Origin of the sequence: Pandoraea terrigena, from assembly GCF_902459705.1 — a bacterium.
Taxonomy (GTDB): domain Bacteria; phylum Pseudomonadota; class Gammaproteobacteria; order Burkholderiales; family Burkholderiaceae; genus Pandoraea; species Pandoraea terrigena.
The window spans coordinates 204,749-230,989 of the sequence record NZ_CABPRU010000001.1 but is presented as its reverse complement, the minus strand read 5'-3'; the positions used below and the strand labels follow the sequence as shown (position 1 = coordinate 230,989).

Below are 26,241 nucleotides of genomic sequence, written 5' to 3'. Positions count from 1 at the left end.
GCGGTGGCGGGCCTTCACGGCCCGCCACCTCTCAACCTCCCCCACAAGGAATCCCGTCGATCGGGCATTCTTCCGTCCCGGGTGTCGAGCGGGTGATGGCCTCGACTTTCCGCTGTGTGCCTTCCGGGTCGGTGACCCAATCGCGGTAGAACCCGAACGGGCAATCGGCGACGCCGTTGGCGCTTTCGCCCGAATGGATCGTCCCGGTGTATCCGCGGTGAAGTAGCTTATACAGATGGTTCTGCGACTGCATGTTCTTGCGCGCGTCGCGAATCGCGCTCACGGACAGCTCCGCGTATTGCACGCCCATCTCCTCCTCGCCGCACTCACCGAGTGTGCGGCCGTCGAAGCCGACGATCGCCGAGTGGCCGAAGTACGAATACACACCGTCCCAGCCCGTCGCGTTCGCGACAGCCACATACGTGTTGTTCATCCACGCCATCGCCTTCGCCACAAGCACCTGTTGATCCTTGGCCGGATACATATACCCCTGACAACGCACCACCAGCTCCGCACCGTTCATCGTGCAATCCCGCCAGATCTCCGGATAGTTGCCGTCATCGCAGATGATCAGACTGATCTTCAGCCCCTTCGGCCCTACCGTCACATAAGTGCGGTCGCCGGGGTACCAGCCTTCGATGGGTGTCCACGGCATAATCTTGCGGTACTTCTGCACGATCTCCCCGCGATTGTCGATCAGCACCAGCGTGTTGTAAGGCACCTTGTTCGGATGATCCTCGTGCCGCTCACCCGTGAGCGAAAACACCCCCCACACATTCGCCTTGCGACATGCCGCCGAGAAAATATCCGTCTCTTCGCCCGGCACCGTCGCTGCAGTGTCGAACATCTCCTGACGGTCGTACATGATCCCGTGCGTCGAGTACTCGGGAAAGATCACGAGATCCATGCCGGGCAACCCCTGCTTCATGCCGACGACCATGTCGGCGATCCTGCGCGCGTTCTCCAATACCTCCGCCTTCGTATGCAAACGCGGCATCTTGTAGTTGACGACCGCAACGCCCACACAGTCGCGGCTACTCGAAATATCCCCATGTCGCATGAGTCCCTTCTCCTTCAAAACTCGCGGTCCCGACGCACGGCCCGGAGACCCCGGGCCGTGCCGAGCCCTTCCAACAGAATCAATGGCTGATCATCCAGGGCCGTCCCGCCGGCCGCTTCAGCCCGCCCGTTGCCGTGGACGTCTGCCCACTCGCCCCCGCCAGCGACACCTTGCCGCCGGTGCAGCAACTGCACCCCGGTCGATGACGCGACGACGGCCCGTCGCCCGAATGACGCGGTGCATGTGCCGCCCGCTCGTTCGTGGCGTGCGCCGCGCGACTCGCACTTCCCATCAACGCAAGCGACGGCGCCGTCATCACACGCGTGCCCTCACCCCCGCAATCCGGGCAATGGCACGGCGTGTCGCGATCCGCCATGCGCCGCATGACGGCGAACGGTCCGCACGTCGCACATTCGAAGTCGTAAATCGGCATCTCCGCCTCCTGTTGTCCTATCTCGTGAGTGATGCTCGTGACGCACGCCGCGTCAGCCCTTCACCAGATCTGGCGAACATGGCATGTCGACACTCCCCGTCACGTGACGAATCGGTCCGTCGGCATTCGGACGGATGTCGAAGTCGAAGATCTGCGTCGGCAACCACAGCGTCGCACACGCATTCGGAATGTCGACCACGCCGCTGATATGCCCCTGCACCGGCGCACAGCCGAGCAACGAGTACGCCTGCGACCCCGAGTACCCGAACTTCTTTAGATACTCGATGGCGTTCAAGCACGCCTGACGATAGGCGACCGCGACATCCAGATAGTGCTGCCCGCCCTGCTCGTCGACCGAGATACCCTCGAAGATCAGATAGTCGTTGTACGCCGGCGTGATGGGACTCGGCTGGAACACCGGATTGCGAATGCCGTACTTCGCCATGCCACCTTTGATCACGTTGACACGCATATGCACCCACCCCGCCATCTCGATGGCGCCGCAGAACGTGATCTCACCGTCCCCCTGACTGAAGTGAAGGTCGCCCACAGACAGCCCTGCGCCATCGACATACACCGGGAAGAAAACCTTCGAGCCACGCGAGAGATCCTTGATGTCGCAGTTCCCGCCATGCTCGCGCGGCGGCACCGTGCGTGCGCCTTCGGCGGCAGCCATGTTGCGCGCGTCGCCCGTCAGCTTGCCCATGTGCGCCGTCGCGGCGAACGGCGGGTTGGCCAGCGGCGGCACGCGGTCCGGCTCCGTCGCGATCAGGCCGACCTCGCGCTCGTTCCATGTCTGAAGCAATTTCGGATCCGGCAGACAGCCGATCAGTCCCGGGTGAATCAGTCCGGCGAAATTCACGCCCGGAATATGCCGCGAACTCGTGTAAAGCCCGTGGAAATCCCAGATCGACTTCTGCGCATGCGGAAAATGATCGGTCAGAAAGCCACCGCCGTTCGTCTTCGAGAAGAAGCCATTGAAGCCCCACTGACTGTCCTGCTTCGCGCCGATGTCGAGCAGATCGACGACCAGCAGATCGCCGGGCTGCGCGCCATGCACGCCCACCGGCCCCGAGAGAAAATGCACGATCGACAGGTCGATATCGCGAACATCGTCGGCGCTGTCGTTGTTCTTGATGAAGCCGCCGGTCCAGTCATACGTCTCAAGAATGAAGTCGTCGCCGGGATTCACCCAGCACGCCATCGGAATGTCCGGATGCCAACGGTTGTGCACCTGCTCGTTTTCGTACGCGGATTGGTTCAGGTCGACCTTGATGAGAGTTTCGGCCATTGCACTCGCTCCTGGTTTCAAATGCCGATGCCAGACACCGGCGATCAATGACGCCACGCGGCGTCGGATTACACGGAGAGGTATTCGCGTATGCGCCCGGCATCGCCGGCGCCCCGCGTGCTCTGATGAACGAAGCGCCCGCCCTCGATCACGAACAATCGGTCCGCCACGTCCATCGCGAAACTCAGCACCTGCTCGGAAACGACCACGGCGATGTTGCGCGTCGCGCGAATGTGATTGAGCGCCCGGGCAATGTCCTTGATGACGGACGGCTGAATCCCCTCGGTCGGCTCGTCGAGCAGCAGTACCTTGGGATTGGTCGCGAGCGCGCGCGCAATGGCGAGTTGTTGCTGCTGTCCGCCGGAGAGATTGCCGCCCTTGCGGCGGCGCATGTCGAACAGCACGGGAAACAACGCATAGAGATCGTCGGGAACGGACTGGCTCGCCGCATTCTCGAGCCCGGTCTGGATGTTCTCTTCGACGGTGAGCGATGCAAAGACCTGGCGACCCTGCGGAACGTAACCGATTCCCTTGGCCACGCGCCGGAAGCTCTCTTCCCTCGACACGTCGACACCGCCCACACGAACGGTGCCCCGATCCGCGGGCAACATGCCGATCAACGACTTGAACAACGTTGTTTTGCCCATCCCGTTGCGGCCCATCACCGCAACGCTTTCGCCACTGGCGACGGAAAAGCCGATGCCGTGCAGCACCTCGCTCTGGCCATAGCTGACGACAAGATCATCGACTTCCAACATGATGTGTCCTCCGATCAGTGTCCGAGATAAACATCGATCACGCGCGGGTCGGATTGCACCTTGGCCATCGGGCCCTCGGCGAGAATCTTTCCCTGATGCATCACGGTGACCTTGTGCGCGATCCGCTCGACGAAAGCCATGTCGTGCTCAATGACGATCATCGAGCGGTTGCGACAGATTCGATCGAGCAGCTCAGCCGTCAGTTCGCGCTCGCGCACGCTCATGCCGGCAATCGGCTCATCCAGCATCAACAGTTCGGGATCCTGCATAAGAAGCATACCAATTTCCAGCCACTGTTTCTGTCCGTGCGACAGCAAACCAGCTTCGAGATCGAGCGAGGCCGACAGACCGATGTCTTCGGCAACGGATCGGACACGGTCCGCAACCTCGCTATCGGTGCGGTAGAAAAGCGCGCCGAACACGCCGCGTCCACGCGGGAACGACACTTCGAGGTTCTGCGCGACGCTCAGGTTTTCGTAGATCGAAGGCGTCTGAAACTTGCGGCCTATCCCCTTGTGCACGCGTCTGAACTCGGCCAGTCGCGTGATTTCCTCGTTGCGAAACTTGATGCTGCCCGCCGTCTCCTTCGTCTTGCCGCAGATAAGATCGAGCAGCGTCGTTTTGCCAGCGCCGTTGGGACCGATCACGACACGCAACTCACCACGCTCCAGATACAGATTCAGGGAATCGATGGCCTTGAACCCGTCGAACGAAACGGTGAGGTCTTCTATCGCCAGAAGAAAGTCGGTGTTGCTCATGCTTTACGCTCCCTTTCTGTCGTGCTCCCGGCGCCGAGAAAACGGCGAATTCGCGGGCGCACATGCGCATCGAAAAGACCCGCCAGCCCGTTCGGGAAGGCCATCACCACGCCGATGAACATGGCCGCCATCAGATACAGCCAGAGGTTGGGGAAACTCTCGGAGAACCAGCTCTTGCCCAGATTGACGAGAATCGCGCCGTACACCGCGCCGACAAGCGACATACGTCCGCCCACCGCCGCATAAATCACCATCTCGATGGACGGCACGATGCCCACGAACGACGGCGACATGAAACCGACCTGAAGCGTGAACATCGCGCCGCCGATCGCAGCAAGCAACGCGGCGAAGCAGAACGAGAACACCTTGAACATCGAGACGTCGTAGCCCGAGAACCGCACGCGGTCTTCCTTGTCTCGCATGGCCAGCAGCAGCGTACCGAGCTTGCCGCGCTGCACCCACCGGCACAGCAGCAACGCGACGATCAGCAACGCCGCGTTGACGAAGTAAAGAACGAGCTTCGCGTGGTCCGTGCGAATGTCCCAGCCGAGAAGCGTGCGCAGATCGGTGATGCCGTTCACCCCGCCGGTATATCCCTGTTGGCCGACGATGAGTACCGACAGAATCAGTGCCACGGCCTGCGTGATGATGGCGAAATACACACCGCCGACCCGCCGTTTGAACATGGCGTAACCGATCACGAAGGCAAGCGCCGTCGGCACGACGAGCACCGCGATAATCGAGAACGGCAGATAGTGAAACGGCTTCCACATATCCGGCAGCGCGGTGATCTGATTCCAGTCCATGAAGTCCGGAATGCCCGGGGTGGTCTGCGTACTCGTGGCCGCGGCGCTCGACGCTTCGAGCTTGAGAAACATGGCCATCGCATAGCCGCCAAGCCCGAAGAAGACGCCCTGCCCCAGACTGAGCACGCCGCCGTAACCCCATGCGATCACCAGTCCGACGGCGACGAATGCATACGTCAGGTACTTGCCCATGAGGTTCAGGCGAAATGCGTCGAGCGCGAGCGGAAACACGACGACGATGAGCACGGCCAGTATCACGATGCCCGCGTATCCCGAAGCGTCGAAGCGCGCCAGCATTGCGCGCCAGCCGACGGGCGGGACGGGGGCCTCGGATCGGAGGGAGACGCCGCCCGCCGAGGTTTGGATGGGTTCCATGTACATCTCTCCATACAGAGGAATCGGTCGACGACCGGGACACCGGCGCACCTGCGAATCACACGCGCCGGACTTTCGAGGCGAACAGGCCCTGCGGGCGCAGCATCAGAATGACCACCACGGTGAGAAGCGTCACCACGCGGGCAATCGAACCGGAAAGGAAGAACTCGCTGATCGACTGCATCTGTGCGATGCCGAAGGCCGAGGCCACCGTGCCGAGCAGGCTCGCCGCGCCGCCGAACGTCACCACCAGGAACGAATCGACGATATAGAGCGAGCCGCTGGTCGGCCCTGTCGACCCGATGGCCGTGAACGCCGCACCGGCGACGCCAGCGATGCCGCAGCCGATTGCGAATGTCATCCGGTCGGTGCGGCGGGTATTGATGCCCGCCGCATTCGCCATCGGCCGGTTGGCGACGGTCGCGCGCACACGCAGCCCCCAGCGCGAGCGGTACAGCGCCAACAGCAGGCCGCCCGTCATGACGAGCGCGAGCGCCATCACGAACATGCCGCTCACCGGAATGTCGAGACCGGGTGTCGGCTCCCACGACCCCATGAGCCAGTCGGGCAGCACCGGGCTGACTTCTTTCGGTCCGAACGTCGAACGGAACACTTGCTGCATGCCCAGACTCAGGCCCCAGGTGGCGAGCAACGTGTCGAGCGGACGCCGGTACAGATGTCGGATCAGCGCCCATTCCGCCAGCCATCCCGCCCCGAAGGCGAGCACGAAGGCGGCGACGATGGCGAAGAAGAAATACACCGGCGCGAATACCGGCCAGACGTTCTGGGTGACCCACGAGAACATGTAGACGGTATAGGCGCCGATGGTCATGAATTCGCCGTGCGCCATGTTGATGACGCCCATCTGCCCGAAGATCACGGCCAGTCCGAGCCCCATGAGCAGCAGAACGCTGAACAGGCGCAGTCCTGCAAAGCCTTGCATCAGCGTGATATTGAGAATGTCGTTGGCGGACATCTGACGCTCCTCGCGCGACGACCATGCGGTCGTCGCGCCTGTGCGGGTTGAGGGATTACATGTAGCCCTTCGGGAACGGATCCGGGTGGATCGGCTCCGGCGAACTCGCCACGACCTTGAACTGTCCGTCCGCCTGCCCTTCGCCGATCAGCGATCGGCTCCACAGGTGATGGTTCGGATCGACCTTCGCGTAGCCCTGGGGTGCGTTGCGCAGGTCAATGCCCGCTGACGCGGCGACCACCTTGTTCACGTCGAAGCTGCCCGCGCGCTCGCACGCGGCCTTCCAGATCCAGGGGCCCAGGTAGGCCGCCTGTGTCACGTCGCCGATCACCGATTTCGCACCGTAGCGCGCCCTGAATGCGGCGACGAACTTTTTGTTGTTGTCGTTATCCAGCGACTGGAAGTACTTCATCGACGAGTAGAAGCCCGCGAAGTTTTCGCCGCCAATGCCCAGCACTTCGTCTTCCGTGACGGAAAGGGTCAGCAGGAATTGCTTCTGGGGCGTGATGCCCGCTGCCCTGAGTTGCTTGTAGAACGCCACGTTCGAGCCGCCTACCACCGTCGCGAAAATGCAGTCGGGACGTGCGAGCTTGATCTTGTTCATCAGCGAATTGAACTCGGTCGTGCCGAGCGGGTAATACTCTTCGCCGACCACCTTCGCGTGAAGATGCTGCTCGATATGACGGCGCGCGATCTTGTTCGACGTGCGCGGCCAGATGTAGTCGGAACCGATCAGGAAGAACGTCTTGGACTTCTTCGTGTTCGACGCCCAGTCGAGCGCCCAGAGAATCTGCTGCGTGGCTTCCTGGCCGGTGTAGAAGACGTTCTTCGACTGCTCCAGACCTTCATAGAACGTCGGGTAGTACAGCAAGCCGTTGTCCTTCTCGAACACCGGCAGCACCGCCTTGCGCGAGGCCGACGTCCAGCAACCGAAAACGGCCGCGACATGGTCGTTCTCGAGCAGCTTCTTGGATTTCTCGGCGAAGGTCGGCCAGTCGGACGCACCGTCTTCCTGAATGATGTTGATCTTGCGTCCGAGCACGCCGCCCATCGCATTGATCTGTTCGATGGCAAGACGCTCTGCCTGAATCGAGCCCGTCTCGGAGATCGCCATCGTGCCGGTTGCCGAGTGCAACTGGCCGACCGTGACCGAGGTGTCGGTCACGGCGAGACCGGTGGTGTTCACCTTGGCCGTCGGCGGCACCTGTGCGAACGACGTTCGCGGCAGGCCCAGCGCCATGAGCGGGGCCGCGGCAAGGCCGCCGAGCAGCCGCCTGCGCAACGGCGAAGTCATGCGCTCGTCATCTTCGAATCGATCGTCTGCGGACATCACGTTCTCCTGATCATAGGCCCTGTGCAAGAAGCGCGGCGGGCGGGTTTCACGGGTTTGAACGCAATGTAGGGAGCCAAATTGACGATCGGAATACGTCGATTGACGTATTCCCCGGGTAGGACGGTGGAATGTAATTTGCTTTGGGCTTTACACCCGACGCTTTTTGCACCAATCCGGATCGTCTTCACGTCTTCATGGCCAAGATGCACCAAAGTTCAGTCAGCGCGCCCAGCACTCAGCGCATCGTAAAGGTGCGGCGGGATTACAACGCCTGGGTCGGCGACGAGACGCTGGAAGACTATGCGCTGCGCTTCACCCCGCGCTCGTTTCGCCGCTGGTCGGAATTGCGCGTCGCGACCACGGCAGTCGGCGGCGTGTCGTTTCTGGTGCTGGAGGCCATTGGCGGCAGCCTTGTCATCAATTACGGCTTCACCAACGCGGTCTGGGCCATCGCCGCCGTCTCGATCCTGATTTTCCTGACGAGCGTGCCGATCGGCTACTACGCGGCGCGCTACGGCGTGGACATGGATCTGCTCACGCGCGGCGCCGGCTTCGGTTACATCGGCTCGACGGTAACGTCGTTCCTTTACGCCATCTTCACATTCCTGTTCTTCGCACTCGAAGCGGCCATCATGGCGCTGGCGTTACAGCTCTATTTCCACATCTCGCTGGCCGTCGCGTATGTCGTGAGTTCGCTCGTCGTGATTCCGCTGGTGATGTTCGGCATCACGCTCATCAACCGGCTGCAAAGCTGGACGCAGCCGCTGTGGATCGTGCTGTTCGTGTTGCCCTACGCCGCAGTGCTGTGGCACCACCCCGGGATGGTGCGCGAGTGGACCACGTTCGCGGGATTCGCGCCGCAAGGCCGGGCGTTCAGTCTCATTGCGTTCGGGCAGGCGTCGACGGTCGTGTTCGCGCTGATCGTGCAGATCGGCGAACAGGTGGACTATCTGCGCTTCCTGCCGCCGCTGACGGCGCGCAACCGCAAGCGCTGGTGGCTCGCGCTACTGTCCGCCGGTCCGGGCTGGATCGTACCCGGTGCGCTCAAGATGCTCGGCGGCGCCTTCCTCGCATATGTGGCGATCCAGAATGAAGTGGGTGCCGCCCAAGCCGCGCAGCCCACGCAGATGTATCTCGTCGCCTATCACATCCTGCTAGATCCGGCAGGGCTGGCCAGTTGGGCGCTGCCGGCCATGACGCTTTTCGTCATCGTCTCGCAACTCAAGATCAATGTGACGAACGCGTATGCGGGATCGCTGGCCTGGTCGAACTTCTTTGCACGTCTCACGCACAGTCATCCGGGGCGCGTGGTGTGGCTCGTCTTCAACGTAATGATCGCGCTGCTGCTCGTGGAGATCGGTGTCTTCGAGGTGATCGGCAAAGTGCTCTCGCTGTATGCGAATGTCGCCGTGGCCTGGATAGGCGCGCTGTGCGCCGATCTCGTCATCAACAAACCATTGGGATACAGCCCGCGTCACATCGAGTTCAAACGCGCGCATCTCTATGATGTGAATCCCGTCGGGCTGGGCGCGATGTTGCTGGGCGTCGTGGCGGCCCTCACGGCCCGGGCCGGCGTCTTCGGCGAGCTTGGCGAGGCGATGTCGCTGTTCCTCGCCTTCGGCGTGGCGTTCGTCTGCGCGCCGATCATTGCCATCGCGACACGCGGCAAGTACTACCTCGCGCGCAAGCCGCAATCGACCGGCGACGCCAGATCGCTGCGCTGCGCGATCTGTGAGCACGCATTCGAGCCGGAAGACACGGCCCACTGTCCGGCATATGGCGGCACGATCTGCTCGCTTTGCTGCTCGCTGGACTCCCGTTGCCATGATCGCTGCAAGCCGCATGCGCGCTTCTCCGCGCAGGCCGATCGCGCATTACACAGCGTGTTTCCGCGCCTGCGACTGGGGCCCGCGGCGTTGCGGCTCATTCGCTATGCGAGCCTCGTGCTGGCCATCCTTGCCGTGTTGGCCGGCGTTCTGCTTCTGATCTGGTCGCAGAGTGTGGCATCGATCAGCGTGGCGGAAGTCGGGGTCATAGGAAGCAGTTTCCTCAAGATCTTCTTCTCGCTCGCCCTCGTGGGCTGCATCGCGGCATGGTGGTTCGTGCTGGAGCGCGAGAGCCGCCGTGTCACGGAAGAGGAATCGCAACGACAGAACGAATTGCTGATGCAGGAAATCGAAGCGCACCAGAAGACGGACGAGGCGCTTAAGCGCGCGACCGCGGCTGCGGAGTCGGCAAATCAGGCCAAGAGCCGGTACGTATCGGGCCTCAGTCACGAACTACGGACACCGCTCAACAGCATCCTCGGCTATGCGCAGCTTCTGATGCAGGCGAAGGAGGAACTGTCCCCAACGCGCTACAACGCGGTTCGCACCATCCATCGCAGCGGCGAGCATCTGCTTGCGCTGGTCGATGGACTGCTGGACGTCGCGCGCATCGAGGCCGGCAAGCTGCAATTGAACATCACGAAAGTGTCGCTGACCGATTTCGTGTCTCACGTGTCGTCGATGATGAGTCCGTTGGCGATGGAAAAGGCGCTCGCCTTCGATGTCCAGGCCGTCGGTCGAATTCCGGGGACGGTGAAGTGCGATCAGAAGTACCTCGGGCAGATTCTCACCAACCTGATCGGCAACGCAATTCGCTTCACGTCGGCAGGGACGGTGACGCTGCGCGTGAGTCACGCGCTGGACACGCTGAAGTTCGAAGTGGTCGATACCGGACCCGGCATCGCGCCTGAGGAAATGGCGCGCCTCTTCCTGCCGTTCGAGCGCGGCGACGCCGCCCATGCGGACGATCACGGCGCGGGCCTCGGGCTGACGATCTGCCGATTGCTCACGCATGCGCTCGGCGGCAGTCTGGACGCGCACAGCGAGGTGGGACGCGGCACGCGCTTCGTCGTGAAACTCTTCGCACCGGCAGTGCAAAGCGCACCCGACGTCTACACCGAGTTGGCGGGCATTCGCGGGTACGCCGGTCCGCGCCGCACGATTCTGGTGGTGGACGATCTGGCCGATCAGCGCGGGATCGTCGTCCAACTGCTCACGCCGCTGGGCTTCGACGTGACCGAAGTCGCCAGCGGTCCCGACGCGTTGCGATGGCTCGGCACCCACACCGCCGACGCGATCATCATGGACATCTCCATGCCGTTGATGGATGGCTACGAAACCAGCCGCCTGATTCGTGAGAATCAGCTCTCGGAGGCACCCGTCGTATTGCTCTCGGCCAACGCTTTCGCCGACGATCGCGAGCGCGCCGGCGCGTCCGGCTGCGCAGGCTATCTGGCCAAGCCGTTGCAGGTGAATCTGTTGCTCGACAAGCTCGCACAACTGCTTTCGTTGGAATGGATTGCGTCGGAACCGACGACGACGCCCAGCCCGGCGCCGGCGGAGACATCGGCGGCGACGTCCGACGCCATCCGGCTCGCGCTGCCCGAGGGGGTCTTGCAGCGTATCCGCGAGCATCTCGACGTCGGCTATGTGCAGGGGGTCGTCGAGCAACTCGACGAGGCGCGTCGTGTCCACCCGGCGTTGTCCGCCCAGATCGACACGCTACGCGCACTTGCCGAACGCTTTCAGCTAAGGGAACTTGAACATGAGCTTGTCCACCTGCCCCGCGCCACCGGTGCATGATGTGCGCACGGAGGCGAGCGCCCCGCCGGAGTGGCTGGGAAACCGTCCCATCGTGCTGATCGTGGACGACACGCCCGACAATCTCGCCTTTCTCTCCGATACCCTGCAAGCGAACGGCTACGCGGTGCTCGTCGCGTTAAGCGGCGAGGCGGCATTGAAGTGTCTGTCGCGGGTCACGCCGGATGTCGTGCTGCTCGACGCGATGATGCCCGCGATGGACGGCTTCGAGACCTGCACGCGGATCAAACAGGACCCGCGTTACGAGCATCTCCCGGTCATCTTCATGACGTCGCTCACGGAAAGCGAGCATGTCGTGCGGGGCTTTCGCGTCGGGGGCATCGATTACGTAACGAAACCCGTGCGCCCGGAAGAAGTGTGCGCGCGCATTGGGGCGCATGTGGTGCGCTCGCGCGCGCAATCCTATGCACAGGCGGCGCTTTCGCTCGGCGCGCGCGCAGCGCTCATCGTCTCGGAGGACGGCACGATCTGCTGGCAGAGCCCTCAGGCGGCGCGGCAGATCGCGGCCTACGGGGCGACGCACGAGGACGTCGTCAAACCGCGTTTGCCTGCGCCATTGCTGGATTGGTTCGTGGCCTGGCTTGCGCACGGCGCGCAGGCGGACGTCGTCCATGAATGCGTCCTCGAGAACGTTCGCCGTTCCGCCACGGCCGCCCCGGCCCCGAAGACCGGCGAGTGGATCGTCACGCTCACGGAAGCCGACGACACCGCTTACTGCACGGCGCTTGCCCTGCGCTTCGGCCTGACCGCACGCGAAGCCGAAGTGCTCCTGTGGGTGTCGCGCGGCAAAGCCAATCGCGACATCGGGGACATCCTCGGCATGGCGGCCCGCACCGTCAACAAGCACCTCGAACACCTGTTCCGAAAGCTCCACGTGGAGACCCGCGCGACTGCCGCTGCGCTGGTGATGAAAGTCCTCGAACGGCGGTGAAGTCGGCGTCATGCAGCGAAACTGATTGGCACTGCGTTCGCACTGGACGACCGACCTCGGACGATTACTCGTCGAGCACCTTGTTGCCGGTCTCTTCAAACATCGACACGGCGATGAGCGAGATGATCACGCAGACGATCATGTACCAGGCCGGGGCCATCTTGTTGCCGGTCGCGCGAATCAGCCCGCCTGCGACAAGCTGCGCCGTACCGCCGAATGCCGACACCGCAATCGCATACGCACTCGACATATAGCCGGCACGCAGATGCTTCGGGAAGTTCTCCGGCATCAGCGCGTAAGCGGGCGCCGAACCCATCGTGTAGCAGAGCATGAGCACGACGAGCGCCGCCAGCACCACCGGCAGCGAAGGGAAGTGCGTCATGATCCAGAACGCCGGATACAGCAGCACGATGAGCGCCACGCGGCCGATGATCGTGAGCGGCTTGCGGCGGCCCATCTTGTCCGACCATGCGCCATAGATCGGGCACATCACCAGCGAGATCGTGCTGGCCGTCACCCCGGCGAACATCGACATCTTCGGTGGCAGGCCCAGGTACTGAATGCAGTACGTCGGCATGTAATACATCATCACGTACGTCGACACCGACATGCCCATGATCGAGAAGATCGTGAGGAACCAGTTGCGCACGTACACGCCGCGCTTGGGGTCGTCGCGCCCCGCGATCGCCGTCGCCTTCGGCGGCTCTTCCTGGATGTGACGACGCAGGTAGATCCCGACCGGGGCAATCAGCGTGCCCAGCAGGAACGGAATACGCCAGCCCCAGCTGTGCATGGTGTCGTCCGAGAGCAGGAAGCCGAGGCTCGCGGCCAGGCCCGAGCCGAGCAACGCTGCCGCGCCCTGGCTCGCCAACTGCCAGCTCGCGCGAAAGCCGCGGCGCTTCGCACCGCCCATCTCCAGCAACGTAGCGGTCGCCGCGCCGAATTCACCGCCTTGCGCGAAGCCTTGCAGCAAGCGCGCCGCGACGATCAGCAGCGGCGCTGCCAGGCCGATCTGCGCATACGTCGGCGCGAGGCCGATGGCCGCCGAACCGAGTGCCATCAAGCCGATGGTGAGCGTGAGCGCCGGCTTGCGGCCGGCACGGTCCGCGTAGCGGCCCAGCACGAAGCCGCCGAGCGGGCGCATCACGAAGCCCACCGCGAACACGGCAAACGCCAGCAGCGAGGACGTGACCGGATCGTGGGCCGGGAAGAACTGTTTGCCGATGGTCAGTGCGAAGTAGCTGTAGACCGTGAAGTCGAAGAACTCCAGCAGGTTGCCGATGACGGCGGCGAACACGATCTTGCGTTGTTGCGCCGCGCTCATCTGCGACGGCTGGACGCCGTCAAGCGGCAACGAGGACGTAGCGATGCTCATGCGCGCTCCTTGGCAAGAAAGCTTTCGACGAGACGGGTCCAGAAGGCCGCGCCGATGGTCAGGTTATCGTCGTTGAAGTCGTACTTGGCGTTGTGCAGCATCGGCTTGCCCTCGCCGTTCCCCAGGCGAATGAAGCAGCCCGGCACCTTCTGCAGGTAGTACGCGAAGTCCTCGCTGCCCGCGATCGGCGGGAACGGCGAGATGACGTGCTCGGCGCCCACCAGCGCTTCGGCCACGCCACGGGCGAATTCGGTCTCCGCCTCGCTGTTCACGAGCACCGGATAGCCGCGGATGTACTCGACGTCGGCGCTCGCGCCGTAGCCTTCGGTGTGCGACGCCACCAGCGCACGAATACGCGCCTCCAGCGTGGCGCGCACTGTCGCCGAGAACGAGCGCACGCTCATCTCCAGCACGGCCTCCTCGGGAATGACGTTCGGCGCAAAACCGGCATGGAATGTGCCGACCGTCACGACGGCGGCCTCGGTCGGGTCGACGTTGCGCGCGACCACGGTTTGCAGCGCCATCACCAGGCTGCTGCCGATCATCACCGGATCGATCGCCAGATGCGGACGCGCCGCATGACCGCCACGGCCGTGAATGCGAATCCTGACGGTGTCGCACGCTGCCATCAGCGGACCGGCACGGAAGCCGAACGTGCCCGTGGCCACGCCCGGGTGGTTGTGCAGACCGAAGATCGCCTCACACGGAAAGCGCTCGAACAGGCCGTCGGCAATCATCTGCTCGGCACCGCTGTTCGACCCGGCTTCTTCCGCCGGTTGGAAAATCAGATGAACGGTGCCGTCGAAATTGCGCGTCTTCGCGAGTTGCTGCGCAGCGCCGAGCAGCACGGCCGTGTGACCGTCGTGACCGCAGGCGTGCATCTTGCCGTCGTGCACGCTGGCATAGGCCAGTCCGGTCTGCTCGTGAATCGGCAGCGCGTCCATGTCGGCGCGCACACCTACCGTGCGCCCGCTCGTGCCCGCGGTGAGCGAGGCCACGACGCCGTGACCGCCGACGTGGCGCGTAACCTGGTACCCCCAGCCTTCGAGCTTTTGCGCCACGTAGCGCGACGTGTCGACTTCCTCGTAGGACAGTTCGGGATGTTGATGGATATGGTGACGCATCTCGGCCAGCGGCTCGCGCGCCTCCAGCAAATCGCTCACTTCGCAATAGCGAATCTCGCTCATCGGGGGCTCCTCTCTTGTTGAATATCGCGGAGTATTGCACCGACGAAAATTCCCACCCATGACGCAAACCACATCAAAATGTTGCTTTCAAGTCAACAATTGATCTCCCGGGCAGGCTAACGAGATGGCGACATCGTCGACACGCATCATCGTCGATTCCATGACTTGAGCAGAAGATTCGGCGCCCTCGCCGTGGCGCGACCGGCCATCAGGCCTGTGTCGGGCCAGGCTGGCGCATTCGCGCGAACACAACACTGGGACACCTATGACATACGAGGCGTGGATCGACGACATCGGTGAGCGTGCGCTCAAATATCTCTCGGAGATTGCCGCGACGGGGGGCGTACGCATGGCCGCCGAGTCGCTCGGCGTGAATCCGTCCGTGGTCAGCCGGCAGATCGCGGCGCTCGAGCGGCGCCTGCGTTTTCCGCTGATCGAGCGCCGCGGGCGCAACGTGAGTGTCACCGAGATCGGCCAGGTGCTTATCGACTATTACCGCGACGGCCAACGTCGTCAGCGCGATCTGTCGGCGCGGCTCGAGGAATACCGGCACCTGAAACGAGGGCGCGTGGCGATCGGTGTCGGGGAAGGGTTCATCGGCCGCCTGATCGCGCAGGCGTTACAGCGCTTTTCGATGAGCTATCCGGACATCCTCGTCGAAATTCGCTCCGGCCCGACGCCCGCCGTGCTCTCGCTCGTGCGCGACGACGTCGTGGACATCGGTCTGTGCGCCCGCTCGGCCGACGACCCGGCGATGCGCATTCATCCGTTTGCCGCGAAGGCCCTGTGCGCCGTGGTCGCCCCCACGCATCGCTTCGCGACCATGACGCGCGTGCCGCCCTCGGAACTGGCGCACGAACGGCTCATCTTCATGACCGAGGCGCACGGCGTGCAGCAGTTCGTGCACTCCGTGCTCGACACCGCGCGCCTGAACGCGACACCGGCCTACCGTGTCGATCTGTTCAACACGGCGCAGACGCTCGCGGCGGCGGGCCTGGGCGTGGCCTTCATGTCGGCGATCACCGCGCGGCGCGGCATCGAGCTTGGCGAACTGGTCGCCGTGCCCATCGACCATCCGATCGCGACCGGCTTTTCCAGCCAGATGATGACGCGCGTGGGCCGGCGCCTGTCGCCCGCCGCCGATCACCTCTGGAAACAACTCGCCCAGAGCCTGGCGCACCGCTGACGACCGCGCATGGCCCGATCGGTCACAGTAGATGGCGTATGATCGGCCGGGTGTTGGATATGTGGGACATGCCCGCCTGTTTTGATGACGACCGACTCGAACTCACCCGCTCACCGGCGACTCCGTGCCCGCTTCGTCGCCATTTCCTGGCGCGACCTCGCCGTGTCCTTCGGCCCGGTCGTCCTCTTGTCGATGGCGGCCATCTGGCTCGCCGTGTGGCTCGTGCAGCCGGCGCCGCCGCGCACCGTCACGATCAGTGCCGGCCCGGAGGGCAGTTCCTTCTGGAACGCCGCACAACGATATAAGACGATTCTCGCGCGCGACGGAATCACGCTCAACGTCCTCGCGTCCGAAGGCTCGCGCCAGAACGTGGAGCGGCTCGCCGACGCCTCGCAGAACGTCGACCTGGGACTGGTGCAGGGTGGCGTGTCGCAAGGCCTCGACGTCGATGGCCTGGTCTCGCTCGGCAGCATGTTCTACGCGCCGATCTCGGTGTTCTATCGCGGGGCACGTGTCACGAAGCTGTCGGATCTGACGGGCAAGCGCATCGCCATCGGCCGCGAAGGCAGCGGCGCACGCGCGCTGTCGCTCACCTTGCTCAAGGCAAACGGTATCGAGCCGGGCGGCGTGACCCGCCTCACGGCGTACGACGGACAGGAAGCCGCGCAGGCGTTGATCGACGGCCGCGTCGATGCCGTCATGCTCACTGGAGACTCCGCGACCGGCCCGACGATGCGCAAGCTGCTCCGCACCCCTGGCGTGCGACTGATGGACTTTGCACAGGCCGATGCGTACACACGCCGCTTCACCTATTTGAATCAACTCACGTTGCCCCGCGGCGTCTTCGACCTCGGGCGGAATCTGCCGCCGCAACCGGTGCACGTCATCAGCCCAACGGTCGAACTGGTCGCGCGCGACAGCCTGCATCCGGCGCTCTCCGACCTGTTGATCGAAGCCGCGCGCGAGGTGCACGGCAAGGCCAACCTGCTGCAGCGCGCCGGGGAATTCCCGTCAGCCCAGGTGCACGAATTCCCGATCTCCGACGACGCGGCGCGGTACTACACGTCCGGCAAGGGATTCCTGTATCGGCATCTGCCGTTCTGGGTCGCGAGTCTCGCCGATCGCATCGTCGTGTTGCTCGTGCCGATCCTCGTCGTGCTGATTCCGGCATTCCGGCTGGTGCCGTCGCTGTATAGCTGGCGCGTGAAATCGCGCCTGTACCGCTGGTACGGCGCGCTCATCGCACTCGAACGCGAAGCACTGGCCGACGACGCGCACACCGAATACCGGAACCTGCGCCATCGGCTCGACGCCGTGGAAGCCGCCGTCAATCGACTGAAGATTCCACTGGCATACGCCGATCAGTTCTATGTGCTGCGCGAACACATCGGGTTCGTGCGACATCGGCTCGATGCCATGAACGCGGCGCCAGGGACTGCGGGTAGCGATGCCGCCCGGCACACCGACGGTGCGCCACCCGCCGCCCGCGAGGACGGCGTGCGCGGCGCCTGAGCATCTCAAAGTGATGCTTATGCAATTCATAACCAACACCAGCTTTTCTTATGGATTGATGAAGCGCACACTGCTGACTGTCACGGACCGGGACACCGGTCCGTTGTGAAATCCAACGCACGGGTCTGTTCGTATGTCGTCGTCCTCCGCTCACGCCTCCCTTCCCACCGCGCCGCAAGGCGTCGGCACTGAACCCGCGCGTGGCGCGTTCACGGTGCGGCCCGTGCGCGACGACGACCTGCCGGCCATCGCAGCCATCTATGCGCATCACGTGCGCACCGGCACGGCGTCGTTCGAGGAGGTACCGCCCGACGAGACCGAGATGCGCGCGCGTTGCACGAAGGTGCTCGACGCCCGGCTGCCGTACCTCATTGCCGAGCGCGATGGCAAGGTACTCGGCTACGCGTACGCCACGCACTACCGGCCGCGCTCGGCCTATCGCTTCACGCTCGAAGATTCGGTGTATATCGCGCCCGACGCGACGGGTCAGGGCGCCGGGCGCGCACTGCTGATTGCGCTCATCGCACGCTGTGAAGGTGGCCCGTGGCGGCAACTGATCGCGAACGTCGGCGACAGCGGCAATGTGGCGTCGCTGGCGCTGCACAAGGCATGCGGCTTCACCCAGACAGGTGTGCTCACGTCCGTCGGGTTCAAGTTCGGCCGGTGGATCGACACCGTGCTCATGCAGCGGCCGTTGAATGCCGGCGACGCGACGCTACCGGAATCACCAGAGTAAGCCGGCGGCCACGTCAGAACGGCGAGGCGCGGTCCAGTGCCTTGTAGTGACGGAAGATGCCCGTGGTGTTGAACGGGATGCGGCGCGGCGACTTCAGGTAGGCCGCCACGCGCGGCACGCGCGCCACGGCATCGTGCACCGTCTGGCAGCGTGGGAATGCCCCGGCAAATCGTGACATCGCGCGCGGAAACGCGTAGTCCAGCCCGGCAATCACCTGGAACAACGAGAGATCGGCATAAGACATCGCTCCCTCGGAAAGCCAGCCGCTCGCCTGCGGATTGTTCGCCAGCACGTGCTCGAAGTACGCGAAAAACTTGGGCAGCCGGTACTCGACGAGATCAGCCGTGCGCTTTCGCGCTTCCGTCCGTTGCTGGCTGTAGTAAAGACGGCTCGCGATGGGATGATGCGCGTCGTGCACCTCGTCCACGAGATCGGCGAGCGTGAGCTGCAACTGGTTGACCCAACGACGCGCACGTGGCGACTCGCCGACCAGCCCGAGCCGCGGCCCGAGATACGCGAGAATGTTCGCCGTCTGCGCGATCAGTTCATCGCCCACACGCAGGAAAGGCGGCGCAAAGGGTGGGTCCGCGCAAGCAGGATCGTCCATGGTGTCCATCAGGCCGTCCATGCCCTGCCCCGGACCATCGCCCTGCGCGACCTCCACATAGGGCGTGCCGGTGGCCTCGAAGGCGAGGCGAACAAACTCACCACGCCCTTGCAGGCCCGGCCAATAGAACAGCTCGAAGGTCATGTGCCCTCCTCGGGCTCAGGAAGCGCCCGGCTGCATCTCCACGCGATTCTTGCCCAGTTGCTTGGCGCGGTAGAGCGCCAGATCCGCCGACTCGATCAATGACGTCGACGCCATGTGCGTGCGCGGCACCAGCGACGCGCCCCCGAGGCTGATCGTGACGTGGTGGCCGTTGGAAGCGCCGATATGCGCAATCGCCATCGCGTCGATCTGGGCGCGCACCTTCTCGGCGATCACCGCCGCGCCGCTGGCCGACGTGTTCGGCAACACGATCACGAACTCCTCGCCGCCGAAGCGCGCGGCGAGATCGGCCGGTCGCGACGCCGCATCGGCAATCGTGGTGGCGACACGGCGCAGGACGTCATCGCCCGCGATGTGTCCATACGTATCGTTATAGATCTTGAAGTTGTCGACGTCGATCATGACCAGCGCCAACTCGCGCTGCTCGCGCAAGGCGCGGCGCCATTCCGCGCTGAAGTACTCGTCGAAGTAGCGTCGGTTCGCCAGCCCGGTCAGGCCGTCGGAATGCGTGAGCCGCTGCAGCTCCAGGTTCGTCTCCAGCAACTGCTGCTGGCTTTCGCGCAGCGCGCGGTACGCCTCGTCGCGCTGCAGCAGGTTCATATACGAGCGCGAGTGATAGCGAATGCGGGCGATCAGCTCGATAGGATCGGGCAGCTTGACCAGATAGTCGTTCGCACCGGCCGCGAACGCTTCGCGCTTGATGGTCGACTCTTCCTTCGTCGAGAGCACGATGATCGGGATGTCGCGTGTGAGCGGACTGGCGCGATACTGCCGCACCAGCGAGAGGCCGTCGGTGCCCGGCATCACGAGATCCTGCAGGATCACGGTCGGGCGCGTTGTTTCGGCCACGCGCAGTGCGTCTTCCGGACTCGAGCAATAGTGGAAGTCGATATTCGCTTCCCCCGCCAGCGCGCGGCGAATCGCTTCACCGACCATCGCCTGATCGTCGACGAGCAACACCATCGCCGACGAGTCGTTCAGGCTGCTTTCGGCGCCGGCAACATGCGCGACCGGCACGGAGGGGCGTGGGGTTATCGTCATGATTTACGTCCTGTCATACCGTTCCAAATAGTGCCACCAACTGTGGCGCAATACTCGCCAGCGGCAGAATGTGCGACGCCGCACCGGCCTCGGCCGCCGCCTTGGGCATGCCGTACACCGCACTCGTCTCGCGATCCTGCGCGATGGTGATAAAACCCTGCCCGCGCATGGCACCGAGTCCGGCCGCGCCGTCCCGTCCCATGCCCGTGAGCAGCACACCCACCGCGCGTGCGCGCCAGTTCTCGGCCACGCTTTGCAGGAAGACGTCGATGGACGGGCGGTACACGGCATCCGTCGGCTCGTCGGCAAACATGCATCGGCCGCTGGCGTCCACGCGCAGATGACGATTGCCGCCCGCGAGCAGCACCACGCCCGCGGTCGGACGCTCGCCCGGTCGCGCCAAACGCACGGTGAGCGGTGTCTGCTGATCGAGCCAGTCCGCCATGCCCGGCGCGAACGCGTCGTCCACGTGCTGTACGACGACCACGCCAGCGCTGAAGTTCACGGGCAGACGCCCCAGCAACGCCGCAAGCGCCGCCGGCCCGCCCGCGGACGCTCCGATGGCGACCAGTGCATCGGCCACCGTGGCCGCGCGCGGTGCGAGCGCCGGACGCGGCAGTCGCGCATCGGCCTGCAGGGCTGCGATGGCGTCGATCTTCGCGAGCAGCGACGACGCCGGGCGTGCACGATCCATGCCACGCAGCACCGGCGTGTCGACCGCATCCAGCGCGCCAGCCCCCATCGCATCGAACACCAGGCTCGCGTGATGCCCCACGTCCGACGTCACGATGAGAATCGGGCAGGGCGTGCGTCGCATGATCTCGCGCGTGGCCGCCACGCCGTCCATGACCGGCATCACGAGATCCATCAGCACAAGGTCCGGCGGGGTGGGTGCGCACATCGTCACCGCCTGTGCGCCGTCGTGCGCCACCCAGGCCACTTCGAACCCCGGGCGTTGTGCGAGCGTGCGGCGCAGCGCTTCGACGGCGATGGTCGAATCATTGACGATCCCTATCCTCATGACCCCGGCTCCCCGATGAGGTCCACCACGGCGCGCAGCAACGCGTCGTCGTGAAAGCTGCCTTTCGCGAGGTAATAATCGGCGCCGGCGTCGAGTCCGCGCTGACGATCTTCCTCGCGATCCTTGTAAGACACGATCATGACCGGCAACGCGGCCGTGCGCGCGTCGCGCTTGATAAGCGTGACCAGTTCGACGCCGTCCATGCGCGGCATGTCGACGTCGGTAATCACCATGTCGAACGTCTCGCTGCGCACGGCATTCCAGCCATCCATGCCGTCGACCGCGACGCGTACCTCGTAGCCTCGCGCGGCCAGCAGTTTGCGTTCGAGTTCGCGCACGGTCAGGGAGTCATCGACGACGAGCACGCGCTTGCTGGTGCGACCGCTCGCCTGGGCGGCCCGCATCGGCAGCCGTTCGAGCGATCCCCGCTCGACGGCCTTGGCAATGGAGCGCACCAGGTCGGCGGTGTCGATGATAAGCAGCGGCGCGCCGTCTTCCGTGAGCGCCCCGGCGGCGATGTTGGGCACCTTGCCAAGCCGGGCGTCGAGCGGCTGCACGACGAGCATGCGCTCGCCCAGGAACTTGTCGACGGCCAGCCCATAACGCGCCTCGCCGTCGCCGAACACGACCACCGGCTGATCCCCAGGCGCCGCGACCGGCGCGCTGCCGCACAGCACCTGCTGCGCGCTCACGAGACCGATCTGCTTGCCGTCGAGCGTAAAGTGCGGGCGTCCCTCGAGCACGGCAATGCGTTCCTGCGGGAGCGCCAGCGTGCGCGACAGATTCGCGAGCGGCAGGGCATAGGGCTCGCCCGCAATCTCGACGAGCAGACTGCGCACCACGGACAGCGTGAGCGGCAATTGCAGGATGACTTTCGTGCCGCGTCCCGGGGCGTGCTCGATGCGCACGGTGCCGCGCACCGTCGCCACCATCGCCCGCACCGCGTCGAGTCCAACGCCGCGCCCAGAGACCTCCGTCACCGTGTCGCGCAGCGTGAAGCCTGGCAGCATCAGGAATTCGAGCAGTTCGTTGTCGTCGAGCCGCTGCGCCGTGTCGGGCGTGGCCAGCCCGCGTGCGACCACCGCCCGGCGCACGCGTTCGAGATCGATGCCCGCGCCGTCGTCGGCCACGCTCACGAGCAGCAGGCCCGCGCTGTGCCGTGCGCTCAGCGTGATGACGCCTTCGGCCGGCTTGCCCGCCGCCGCGCGCTCGGCCGGGCGCTCCAACCCATGGTCGACGGCGTTGCGCAACAGATGGTCGAGTGGCGCTTCAAGCTGATCGAGAATGTCGCGGTCAACTTGCGTATGTGCGCCGCGAATCTCCAACCGGGCGGGTTTGCCGAGCGAGCGGCCCAAGTCGCGCACCATGCGCGCGAATCCGCCCAGCCGGTCGTCGAGCGGACGCATGCGGCACGCGAGCGCTTCGTCGTACAGCCGCTGCGACAGTTGCGTCGAGCGCCGGTCGAACTGGTCCAGTTCGTGGATCTGCTCGGCCAGCAACTGCCCCCCGACGCTGAGCGCGCGCCGCAGATCGGCCAGCGCCGCCTGCAACCGCTGACGGTCCTCGCCGGAACGATCGGCCACTTGCGCAAGCGCCGAACTCGCCCGATCCAGCGCATCGCCCGCGTCGTGCTGATGGCGCTTGAGCCGTTGCAACGATTGCGCGAACGGCCGTGTCCATCGCGACGCCACCAGCCCCTCGCTCGAGAGTCGCAGCAACCGGTTCAGGCTGTCGGCCGACACGCGCAACGCCCGCGACGCGGGGTCCGCACTGTCGCCGCTTTCCGTCGTCTCGGGGCTGTCTCGCGCGTCGTCGTATGGCACGGGCGTGGCCGACGACGTCGGCGCGGCCAGCGTCATGGCCTGCGACACGGCGGGCGGTGGCGACGTCGGCACGCCATAACTGGCGTAGTCGAATGCCGTCGGCTCGGCTGGTGGCGTGGGGGTAGCGGTGGAGCCAGGGCCGGGCGCCTGCGCCGCGTCACTCGTCAACGCGGCGAGCTGCCCGGTGAGCGACGTAACGAAGGCATCGATTTCGGCTCTGCCCTCGCCCTGGGCCCAGCCCGAATCGCGGCCCGGCGGATGCGCGAGGCGCATCAACAGGTCGACCCCTTGCAGCAGACGGTCGATGATCGTTGCATCGAGCAAAAGGGCGCCACGTTGTGCCGCGACAAAGGCGTCTTCGAGCACATGAGCGAGCGCCACGCCAGCGTCGACGCCCACGATACGCGCCGCCCCCTTGAGCGAATGCGCGGCGCGCATGCAGGCTTCGAGGCGCGACGCGTCGGTCGGTGCGCGCTCGAGCGCCAGCAACCCGTCGCCGAGCACTTGCGCCTGCGTCTGCGTTTCCATGCGGAACAGGTCGAGCAGCGTGGCGTTATGCAGGTCGTCGCTCATGCGAGGCTCCTGTCGAACGCCGCGCCGACACGCAACGGATCCAGCACGCCGACAACATGCTCACGCCAGGGAAGCACGGCGACCGCCAGACCGTCGCTCGCCCCCAGTGCGGTCGAGGGCACCGCGCCCAGTGCCTGGCGGGCGGGCGTGACGGTGCCATGGACTTCGGCCACCGGAAAGGCACTCAGGTGGTGACCATGACGCAGCGCCAGCAGGCGTGACGTACCCGCACGCAGGGGATTCGATGGGGTCGCCTGCGCCTGCTGGGCCGGTTGTACACCGAGCAACGCGCTCAACGACACGCACGGTATGAGTGCGCCGCGCAGGTTGACCAATCCGAGGCATGCTGGCTGGCGGTGTCCCGGTACCGAATGCCAGCCGCACATCGGCGCCACGGATTCGATGGCAGACGCCGGTAGCGCGAGCCATTCGTCGGCCAGACGGAAGAGCAACAGCGGCGTGCCGCGCGCCGCCGCCTCGTTGCCGGCTACCGCACGCCACGGGGCCGGGTCGACGGGCACGACCGGCAGACGATCGAGCAGTTCGGCCGCCTGCCGGTGCAACGCGCTGGCAGGCGCGCTCGCCTGTGAATTTGGGGAGTGCGCGTCGGACGCCGAACCGGCCTCTCGCGCGATGTCGCGATGTGTCATCGATGTCGCGTCCCGTGACGGTGCACATGGTCAGACGATGCGCTCGACGTCGCCGCCCCGCGTTGGCCAGGATCAGTGCGCTCGGCACGCTCAAGCAGCCGTCGCGCGCCTGCGGCATCGCCGCGCGCGTCGAGTTGTGCCGCGCAATGCACGAGCGCTTCGTAATGCCCAGGATCGAGATACAGCGCGCGACGGTAATGGACGAGCGCGCCCTGGGCATCGCCCCGCGCATCGTCGACCAGCCCCAGCAGATATTCGGCCTGCGCGTTCGCGCGATCGGTCGCAAGCACGCTGCGGCACAATGCCACGGCGCGCACAAAATCGCCTGCGTCGGCCGCCACGCGCGCCTGTTCGAGTGGTGCCCCGATGTCGGTCGCAGCGACGGAGGGTGCGGAGGGTGCGGAGGGTGCGGAGGGTGCGGAGGGTGCGGTCGCCATAGTAGCCGCGCGAGGTGCTGCGGGCGGCTTCGTCACGACGTTTGGCGTCGCAAACAGCGCGGTGGGCGAACGCGTGAGGCCGGCATGCACCACGTGCTTCCCCTCGGCGCGCTGCAGCGCCACGGCGTCGATGGAGCGCATCGGTGACCCCACGTTGAACGACGCAAGCGTTCGCGCGATGCGCGACACGTCGGCGGGCGGCGGCACCACGTCACGCACCGGCCCGGCGACGCGAAACGAAAACGCCTGCACGTGCCCGGTCGACGTCAGGCCGTTACTGGTCAGCGCACCGCCTTCTGCCGGCCCGGCGAAAAGCGTCGCCCCCATGCGCATGAGGCGCTCGAGCGCGGCAATCGCCCGGCGTTGCCCGTCGCGGTCGAAGTAGATCAGCACATTGCGGAAGAACACGAAATCGAACGTGCCCAGCCGATCCGCGAGCGTCGCATCGAACAGATTGCCCGTATGCCAGCGCACCTGCGTGCTCAGTGCGCCGATGACGCGGTAGCCGTCGTCGTCCGCCGTGAAATAGCGCTCGCGAAACGCCATCGTGCCGGGCGGGCCGCGAAACGAATTGCGGCCATAGCGCCCCTCACGGGCGAGCGCAAGCGCCCGTTCGCTGATATCGAGCGCGTCGACGGTGAAATCGCTGGCACCGAATCCCGCGTCGAACATCGTCATGGCCATCGAGTACGGTTCCTCACCCGTGGCACACGGCAGGCTCAACAGCCGCAGCGGCTGGCCGTCGCGCACTGTACCGCGTCGCGCGGCCCGTTCGTCGCGTGCCATCTGCGCCAGCACCGTGAACGCCTCGCGATGCCGGAAGAACCAGGTCTCGGGCACGACGACGGCCTCGATCAGCGTCTGAAGCTCCTGTGGCGATTGCTGCAACCATTGCCAGTACTGCGAATAGACGGGCGCGTCCTGCATCTCGGGCGGAAGCGCGGCGAGCCGGGCCCGCACGGCACGTTCGATCGCGTGCGCCCCAAGCGTTTGCGCGTCGAGGCCCATCGTCTCGCGCAGCAGGCGTTCGATGTCGCGGACGTGGCTCATGACAACGCCCCCGGTGTCTCGGTCAACGCGTCGCGCGCGGCGTCGAAGAGCAGCGAGCGCGCCTCGTCGGTAAGCAGCTGATCGATACGCACCCACTGCACGAGTCCGTCGTCGGTGTCGAGCACCGGGCCAAGGTAGCGGCCTTCGGGCAGGTCGACACCGCTCGAGCGGAATGCCGAGGCGTCGGCCCGCAGCGTGTCGGTCGCCCGCTCGACGAGCACCCCGAGACGCCGCGCATTGGGGCCGGGCGCCGGGTAATGCACGAGCACAAGACGCGTCGAGCGGCGCTCGGGCGCACTTACCCCGGTGGCCAGCCGCGTCAGGTCGATGACGGGTACCGGCTCACCGCGATAGCTGAACGCCCCGGCCACCCACGCCGGGGCGGCGGGCAGGCGCTTGAGCGCGAGCCACGGCAGCACCTCGGCCACCTGGCTGGCTTCGATGACGTAGTGATCGGTCGCGATGGCGAAACGCAGGAACAACATGGCGATGTCCGCGAATGACAATGGATGC

General features: G+C 65.1%; 22 protein-coding genes. 5 read left to right on the top strand and 17 right to left on the bottom strand.

All coding sequences use genetic code 11. The features are described from left to right. Positions 1–31: 31 nt before the first annotated feature. The 8 genes from PTE31013_RS00965 to urtA form a co-directional block, all read right to left on the bottom strand. Positions 32–1,060 (bottom strand): aliphatic amidase, encoded by a 1,029-nt coding sequence (locus PTE31013_RS00965; RefSeq protein ID WP_150610971.1) that lies wholly within the window; start codon positions 1,058–1,060, stop codon positions 32–34. Positions 1,061–1,139: 79 nt separating this feature from the next. Continuing rightward, positions 1,140–1,493, bottom strand: coding sequence for an FmdB family zinc ribbon protein (locus PTE31013_RS00960; protein ID WP_150583620.1), 354 nt, complete (start codon positions 1,491–1,493; stop codon positions 1,140–1,142). A 52-nt stretch (positions 1,494–1,545) separates the two neighbouring features. Beyond that, the gene (fmdA, locus tag PTE31013_RS00955; protein WP_150610970.1) at positions 1,546–2,784 is read right to left on the bottom strand and encodes a formamidase; all 1,239 of its coding nucleotides are present in this window, start codon (positions 2,782–2,784) and stop codon (positions 1,546–1,548) included. 68 nt (positions 2,785–2,852) lie between these two features. Continuing rightward, positions 2,853–3,542 (bottom strand): urea ABC transporter ATP-binding subunit UrtE, encoded by a 690-nt coding sequence (urtE, locus tag PTE31013_RS00950; RefSeq protein ID WP_150610969.1) that lies wholly within the window; start codon positions 3,540–3,542, stop codon positions 2,853–2,855. A 14-nt stretch (positions 3,543–3,556) separates the two neighbouring features. Beyond that, positions 3,557–4,300 carry an urea ABC transporter ATP-binding protein UrtD gene (gene urtD, locus PTE31013_RS00945; protein WP_150610968.1) on the bottom strand — a complete coding sequence of 248 codons (744 nt, stop codon included), beginning with the start codon at positions 4,298–4,300 and terminating at the stop codon, positions 3,557–3,559. Next, entirely contained in the window at positions 4,297–5,481 is a 1,185-nt protein-coding gene (gene urtC, locus PTE31013_RS00940; protein ID WP_150610967.1) for an urea ABC transporter permease subunit UrtC, read from the bottom strand. Before urtC ends, urtD begins: the two co-directional genes overlap by 4 nt. A gap of 58 nt (positions 5,482–5,539) precedes the next feature. Next, complete coding sequence (urtB, locus tag PTE31013_RS00935) at positions 5,540–6,457, bottom strand: urea ABC transporter permease subunit UrtB (protein ID WP_150610966.1); 918 nt, start codon at positions 6,455–6,457, stop codon at positions 5,540–5,542. A gap of 55 nt (positions 6,458–6,512) precedes the next feature. Then, a complete protein-coding gene (gene urtA / locus PTE31013_RS00930) occupies positions 6,513–7,787 on the bottom strand; it encodes an urea ABC transporter substrate-binding protein (RefSeq protein ID WP_150610965.1) in 1,275 nt (424 codons plus the stop codon). Between the two features lie 206 nt (positions 7,788–7,993). Between urtA and PTE31013_RS00925 the strand changes: the two genes are divergently transcribed. Beyond that, entirely contained in the window at positions 7,994–11,419 is a 3,426-nt protein-coding gene (locus PTE31013_RS00925; RefSeq protein ID WP_425495526.1) for a hybrid sensor histidine kinase/response regulator, read from the top strand. Between the two features lie 49 nt (positions 11,420–11,468). Beyond that, a complete protein-coding gene (locus PTE31013_RS00920) occupies positions 11,469–12,368 on the top strand; it encodes a response regulator (protein ID WP_150611548.1) in 900 nt (299 codons plus the stop codon). Positions 12,369–12,432: 64 nt separating this feature from the next. Here PTE31013_RS00920 and PTE31013_RS00915 read toward each other — a convergent pair whose 3' ends face one another. Next, the gene (locus PTE31013_RS00915; RefSeq protein WP_246173849.1) at positions 12,433–13,743 is read right to left on the bottom strand and encodes an MFS transporter; all 1,311 of its coding nucleotides are present in this window, start codon (positions 13,741–13,743) and stop codon (positions 12,433–12,435) included. Beyond that, positions 13,740–14,930 (bottom strand): M20 aminoacylase family protein, encoded by a 1,191-nt coding sequence (locus tag PTE31013_RS00910; protein ID WP_150610963.1) that lies wholly within the window; start codon positions 14,928–14,930, stop codon positions 13,740–13,742. The genes PTE31013_RS00915 and PTE31013_RS00910 overlap by 4 nt, the downstream gene beginning before the upstream one ends. Positions 14,931–15,195: 265 nt before the next feature. Here PTE31013_RS00910 and PTE31013_RS00905 point away from each other — a divergent pair, with 265 nt between their 5' ends. The 3 genes from PTE31013_RS00905 (at position 15,196) to PTE31013_RS00895 (ending at position 18,364) form a co-directional block, all read left to right on the top strand. Further along, positions 15,196–16,116, top strand: coding sequence for a LysR family transcriptional regulator (locus tag PTE31013_RS00905; RefSeq protein WP_150610962.1), 921 nt, complete (start codon positions 15,196–15,198; stop codon positions 16,114–16,116). An 84-nt stretch (positions 16,117–16,200) separates the two neighbouring features. Beyond that, positions 16,201–17,628 (top strand): TAXI family TRAP transporter solute-binding subunit, encoded by a 1,428-nt coding sequence (locus PTE31013_RS00900; RefSeq protein WP_150610961.1) that lies wholly within the window; start codon positions 16,201–16,203, stop codon positions 17,626–17,628. Between the two features lie 133 nt (positions 17,629–17,761). Next, a complete protein-coding gene (locus tag PTE31013_RS00895; RefSeq protein ID WP_150610960.1) occupies positions 17,762–18,364 on the top strand; it encodes a GNAT family N-acetyltransferase in 603 nt (200 codons plus the stop codon). A 13-nt stretch (positions 18,365–18,377) separates the two neighbouring features. Here the strand turns inward: PTE31013_RS00895 and PTE31013_RS00890 are convergent, their stop codons facing one another. From PTE31013_RS00890 to PTE31013_RS00860, 7 genes are all read right to left on the bottom strand, one after another. Next, positions 18,378–19,115, bottom strand: coding sequence for a glutathione S-transferase (locus tag PTE31013_RS00890; RefSeq protein WP_150610959.1), 738 nt, complete (start codon positions 19,113–19,115; stop codon positions 18,378–18,380). Positions 19,116–19,130: 15 nt separating this feature from the next. Then, the gene (locus PTE31013_RS00885; RefSeq protein WP_174978419.1) at positions 19,131–20,096 is read right to left on the bottom strand and encodes a diguanylate cyclase; all 966 of its coding nucleotides are present in this window, start codon (positions 20,094–20,096) and stop codon (positions 19,131–19,133) included. Between the two features lie 91 nt (positions 20,097–20,187). Further along, positions 20,188–21,195, bottom strand: a complete 1,008-nt coding sequence (gene cheB, locus PTE31013_RS00880; RefSeq protein ID WP_150610958.1) for a chemotaxis-specific protein-glutamate methyltransferase CheB — start codon at positions 21,193–21,195, stop codon at positions 20,188–20,190. Then, positions 21,192–23,591 (bottom strand): hybrid sensor histidine kinase/response regulator, encoded by a 2,400-nt coding sequence (locus PTE31013_RS00875; protein WP_150610957.1) that lies wholly within the window; start codon positions 23,589–23,591, stop codon positions 21,192–21,194. Before PTE31013_RS00875 ends, cheB begins: the two co-directional genes overlap by 4 nt. Then, a complete protein-coding gene (locus PTE31013_RS00870) occupies positions 23,588–24,241 on the bottom strand; it encodes a chemotaxis protein CheW (RefSeq protein WP_150610956.1) in 654 nt (217 codons plus the stop codon). Before PTE31013_RS00870 ends, PTE31013_RS00875 begins: the two co-directional genes overlap by 4 nt. After that, positions 24,238–25,728, bottom strand: a complete 1,491-nt coding sequence (locus PTE31013_RS00865; protein WP_150610955.1) for a CheR family methyltransferase — start codon at positions 25,726–25,728, stop codon at positions 24,238–24,240. Before PTE31013_RS00865 ends, PTE31013_RS00870 begins: the two co-directional genes overlap by 4 nt. Next, complete coding sequence (locus PTE31013_RS00860) at positions 25,725–26,213, bottom strand: chemotaxis protein CheW (RefSeq protein ID WP_150610954.1); 489 nt, start codon at positions 26,211–26,213, stop codon at positions 25,725–25,727. The genes PTE31013_RS00865 and PTE31013_RS00860 overlap by 4 nt, the downstream gene beginning before the upstream one ends. Positions 26,214–26,241: the final 28 nt, after the last annotated feature.

Excerpts from the sequence above, each read along its gene's own strand:
- cheB (WP_150610958.1), bottom strand. The coding sequence starts at position 21,195 with ATGAGGATAGGGATCGTCAATGATTCGACCATCGCCGTCGAAGCGCTG.
- PTE31013_RS00865 (WP_150610955.1), bottom strand. The coding sequence starts at position 25,728 with ATGAGCCACGTCCGCGACATCGAACGCCTGCTGCGCGAGACGATGGGC.
- urtE (WP_150610969.1), bottom strand. The coding sequence starts at position 3,542 with ATGTTGGAAGTCGATGATCTTGTCGTCAGCTATGGCCAGAGCGAGGTG.
- PTE31013_RS00960 (WP_150583620.1), bottom strand. The coding sequence starts at position 1,493 with ATGCCGATTTACGACTTCGAATGTGCGACGTGCGGACCGTTCGCCGTC.
- PTE31013_RS00925 (WP_425495526.1), top strand. The coding sequence starts at position 7,994 with ATGCACCAAAGTTCAGTCAGCGCGCCCAGCACTCAGCGCATCGTAAAG.
- PTE31013_RS00905 (WP_150610962.1), top strand. The coding sequence starts at position 15,196 with ATGACATACGAGGCGTGGATCGACGACATCGGTGAGCGTGCGCTCAAA.
- PTE31013_RS00900 (WP_150610961.1), top strand. The coding sequence starts at position 16,201 with ATGACGACCGACTCGAACTCACCCGCTCACCGGCGACTCCGTGCCCGC.
- PTE31013_RS00870 (WP_150610956.1), bottom strand. The coding sequence starts at position 24,241 with ATGACACATCGCGACATCGCGCGAGAGGCCGGTTCGGCGTCCGACGCG.
- PTE31013_RS00860 (WP_150610954.1), bottom strand. The coding sequence starts at position 26,213 with ATGTTGTTCCTGCGTTTCGCCATCGCGACCGATCACTACGTCATCGAA.
- urtC (WP_150610967.1), bottom strand. The coding sequence starts at position 5,481 with ATGGAACCCATCCAAACCTCGGCGGGCGGCGTCTCCCTCCGATCCGAG.
- urtD (WP_150610968.1), bottom strand. The coding sequence starts at position 4,300 with ATGAGCAACACCGACTTTCTTCTGGCGATAGAAGACCTCACCGTTTCG.
- urtB (WP_150610966.1), bottom strand. The coding sequence starts at position 6,457 with ATGTCCGCCAACGACATTCTCAATATCACGCTGATGCAAGGCTTTGCA.
- PTE31013_RS00910 (WP_150610963.1), bottom strand. The coding sequence starts at position 14,930 with ATGAGCGAGATTCGCTATTGCGAAGTGAGCGATTTGCTGGAGGCGCGC.
- PTE31013_RS00885 (WP_174978419.1), bottom strand. The coding sequence starts at position 20,096 with ATGGTGTTGCTCGTCGACGATCAGGCGATGGTCGGTGAAGCGATTCGC.
- fmdA (WP_150610970.1), bottom strand. The coding sequence starts at position 2,784 with ATGGCCGAAACTCTCATCAAGGTCGACCTGAACCAATCCGCGTACGAA.
- PTE31013_RS00890 (WP_150610959.1), bottom strand. The coding sequence starts at position 19,115 with ATGACCTTCGAGCTGTTCTATTGGCCGGGCCTGCAAGGGCGTGGTGAG.
- PTE31013_RS00965 (WP_150610971.1), bottom strand. The coding sequence starts at position 1,060 with ATGCGACATGGGGATATTTCGAGTAGCCGCGACTGTGTGGGCGTTGCG.
- PTE31013_RS00915 (WP_246173849.1), bottom strand. The coding sequence starts at position 13,743 with ATGAGCATCGCTACGTCCTCGTTGCCGCTTGACGGCGTCCAGCCGTCG.
- PTE31013_RS00895 (WP_150610960.1), top strand. The coding sequence starts at position 17,762 with ATGTCGTCGTCCTCCGCTCACGCCTCCCTTCCCACCGCGCCGCAAGGC.
- urtA (WP_150610965.1), bottom strand. The coding sequence starts at position 7,787 with ATGTCCGCAGACGATCGATTCGAAGATGACGAGCGCATGACTTCGCCG.
- PTE31013_RS00875 (WP_150610957.1), bottom strand. The coding sequence starts at position 23,591 with ATGAGCGACGACCTGCATAACGCCACGCTGCTCGACCTGTTCCGCATG.